A 2,133-nucleotide genomic window follows, 5' to 3' on the forward strand; every position below is an offset into this window, starting at 1 on the left:
CGGACCTGTCCTCCGGGCGCGAGGCCGGTGGCGGCACCGACGTCGGCTCGCTCGGGGTCGACGTCGCTGGCGCGGGGAACGCCGCAGATGGGGCCCCCACCGGGGAGGCAAGCCACCGCGTGTCCGGATCTCGATCAGCGGCAGCGGGTTCGTTTGTGGCCCAGAGGTTCCCGGTGACGGTCGCCTTGGGGACCGGAAGGCGCATGAAGCGCAGGGCCGCAAGACCGGGCGGCGGCAGGCCTTCGGAGCGCGGGAACGGCTCCTCCCAGTAGAGCGGCCGTACGAAGCCGTCGCGCGCTGTTGCCAAGGCCGCCTCCCACTCGCTCCGGCAGGTCACTGACGTCATCGAGCGGCTCGACCAGAACAGCTGGAAGCTGTCGGCCTCGGCGATCCTGGCCCGCATCCACTCGAGCGGGGCACCCGAGCGTCGTTCGGCAACGATCTCGGACAGATAGCCGTCGCCGAGGGCCTCGGCCACCGCGACGACGCCCTCGACGAGGTCGGCGTCCTCCGGCGCGTAGCACGGGAAGATTCGCGCAAAGCGCAGGACCGGAAGCTCCTGGCGCATCGACGTCTCCGCTGTCGGGGCCGCATCGACATCGAGGGTCACCGCAGCCTCCGCGATGACGAGCGGCCCCGAGAAGACCCGCACCTGCCCCTCGACGGTCGTGCCCACAGCCTCCTCAGTCGCTCGCAGCAGGAAGGTGAGCTCGGCGATCTCGCCCGTCCAGGTCACCGCTGCCTGGGGTGGGTTGCACTCGAGGCCCGGCAGGTCTGGCTTGACGATGAGTCCCGCGCCGCGGGGGAGTGGCTGGGTGGAGGGTGTCGCAGCCGTCTGGCTGGGGGCGCCGGCGAAGAAGGCGGCGACCCGCTCCCCGACTGCGGCGGACTGGTCGATGACCTCGCCGCTCGGCATCGTCTGGCGCTCGCCGTGGTGCGCGAAGAACAGGAGCGGCTCCCAGACCGTCGGGCGCAGCGTCGTCGGGTGAGACACCGTGAACCGCACGTCGTGGTCAAGGCCGGGCACAGGGATGCGCGTGTCCTCGGCCCCGAGCGACGAGCCGAGGTGCAGGGCCACGGTGGACCACTCCGCCGACGTCGGTTCCTCGGCGGCGAAGAGTGCCGCGCGCCCGCGGGTCACGGCCTGCTCGACCCGGCCGCCGCTCTCGATGAGCGCGGCATAGAACTCGTCGGCGAAGACCACGGCGGCGGTGTCGGTGATCGCCCGGCGCATCGCGACGACGGCCGGAACCCCGGCCCTGACGAGCGCGGTCGCGGTGCCCGCGAACGGGTCGGTTCCGTCGCTGGCCGAGCTGTCGCAGCAGTTGAGGACCGCGAGGCGCAGGGTGGGCGACCCGGCGAGGATGGCCGCAACCTCGTCGGCCGGCCGGCTCGAGACGGTCCCGTCCGCCGCCATGAGGTCGAGGTGCCCGGTGCCGCCCACCGGTTGCGACGCATGCCCGATGTAGTGGAAGACGTGGAAGTCCTTGCTCTGCAAGGCGGCTCGGATGGTTGCGAGCGAGGCTGTGCGCAGGGTCACCACCTCGACCGCGGCGCCCCAGCTGTAGGGCCGCAGCCGAGACTGGATGCGCACGATCTCGGCAGCGGCATCGATCGCTGGCAGGCCGTCGGGGGTCGACACCGCGAGGAGGATGCGCAATGGCGTGGAACTGCCCGGCGCCGGCTCGCGGGCCTGCATCTCGGTACACCGGATGACGGCGCGCCACGGGTCGAGGGCCATGAACTGAGAGCGATCCGGGTCGCGGAGCAACTCCCAGGGCAGTCGGTCGGCACCGCCCTCGAAGCGCAGCACGACGCGCACTCCGAGGCCTGACTCCAGGGCCCGGTCCGTGCTCTTCTCGTAGCGGAGCCGAACCTCATTGGGAAAGAGCGCTGCGAAGAGTGCGTCGCCGACGTCCTTGTCGTCGCCGTCGTGGGTGCTCGGCAGGGCCGCGCTGAGGGTGGCCGTCTCGCCTGCGGGGGAGTCGAGCACCCGTGTCTCGAGTCGGTCGCCCCGCTGGGTCACGACCAAGTCCACATCGAGGTACCCCGAGGGTCCCGCCATGCAGTCATGGTCCCACTGCCGTGCTCAGGCCAACCGCATTTTGCCCCGGATGGTCCCGTCAGGCGTGG

Annotated in this window: 1 protein-coding gene; it reads right to left on the reverse strand. The window is 71.6% G+C overall.

Annotated elements, in window-relative coordinates; genetic code table 11:
- A partial coding sequence (locus VJN29_RS00005) for a CHAT domain-containing protein (protein ID WP_324141190.1) occupies positions 1-2,065 on the reverse strand: 2,065 nt, incomplete at its 3' end.
- Positions 2,066-2,133: the final 68 nt, after the last annotated feature.

The sequence above is a fragment of the Intrasporangium sp. genome, assembly GCF_035280925.1.
Taxonomy (GTDB): domain Bacteria; phylum Actinomycetota; class Actinomycetes; order Actinomycetales; family Dermatophilaceae; genus Intrasporangium.